This window comes from Amycolatopsis sp. NPDC059235 (assembly GCF_042754125.1).
Taxonomy (GTDB): Bacteria; Actinomycetota; Actinomycetes; order Mycobacteriales; family Pseudonocardiaceae; genus Amycolatopsis; species Amycolatopsis albidoflava.
In genome coordinates, this window is the sequence record NZ_JBHZAG010000192.1 from 1 (window position 1) to 1,146 (window position 1,146).

General features: G+C 56.1%; 1 rRNA gene. It reads left to right on the forward strand.

From position 1 onward, the window contains the following. Positions 1-1,146, forward strand: a 23S ribosomal RNA gene (locus ACFXI3_RS47115); the annotation flags it as partial.

Below are 1,146 nucleotides of genomic sequence, written 5' to 3' on the forward strand. Positions count from 1 at the left end.
GTCATGGGCTGTCACCCATACCTGAACACATAGGCAGTGTGGAGGGAACGCGGGGAAGTGAAACATCTCAGTACCCGCAGGAAGAGAAAACAACCGTGATTCCGGGAGTAGTGGCGAGCGAAACTGGATGAGGCCAAACCGTATACGTGTGAGACCCGGCAGGGGTTGCGCATGCGGGGTTGTGGGATCTCTCTTTCACAGTCTGCCGGCTGTGAGGCGAGTCAGAAACCGTTGATGTAGGCGAAGGACATGCGAAAGGTCCGGCGTAGAGGGTAAGACCCCCGTAGACGAAACATTAGCGGCTCGTTTGAGAGACACCCAAGTAGCACGGGGCCCGAGAAATCCCGTGTGAATCTGGCGGGACCACCCGCTAAGCCTAAATATTCCCTGGTGACCGATAGCGGATAGTACCGTGAGGGAATGGTGAAAAGTACCGCGGGAGCGGAGTGAAATAGTACCTGAAACCGTGTGCCTACAAGCCGTGGGAGCGTCGGACGTACCTTCGGGTGCGTCTCGTGACTGCGTGCCTTTTGAAGAATGAGCCTGCGAGTTTGCGGTGTGTTGCGAGGTTAACCCGTGTGGGGAAGCCGTAGCGAAAGCGAGTCCGAATAGGGCGATTTAGTAGCGCGCTCAAGACCCGAAGCGGAGTGATCTAGCCATGGGCAGGTTGAAGCGGAGGTAAGACTTCGTGGAGGACCGAACCCACCAGGGTTGAAAACCTGGGGGATGACCTGTGGTTAGGGGTGAAAGGCCAATCAAACTCCGTGATAGCTGGTTCTCCCCGAAATGCATTTAGGTGCAGCGTCGTGTGTTTCTTGCCGGAGGTAGAGCACTGGATAGGCGATGGGCCCTACCGGGTTACTGACCTTAGCCAAACTCCGAATGCCGGTAAGTGAGAGCACGGCAGTGAGACTGTGGGGGATAAGCTCCATGGTCGAGAGGGAAACAGCCCAGAGCATCGACTAAGGCCCCTAAGCGTACGCTAAGTGGGAAAGGATGTGGAGTCGCAGAGACAACCAGGAGGTTGGCTTAGAAGCAGCCACCCTTGAAAGAGTGCGTAATAGCTCACTGGTCAAGTGATTCCGCGCCGACAATGTAGCGGGGCTCAAGCGTACCGCCGAAGTCGTGTCATTCATACACATATCC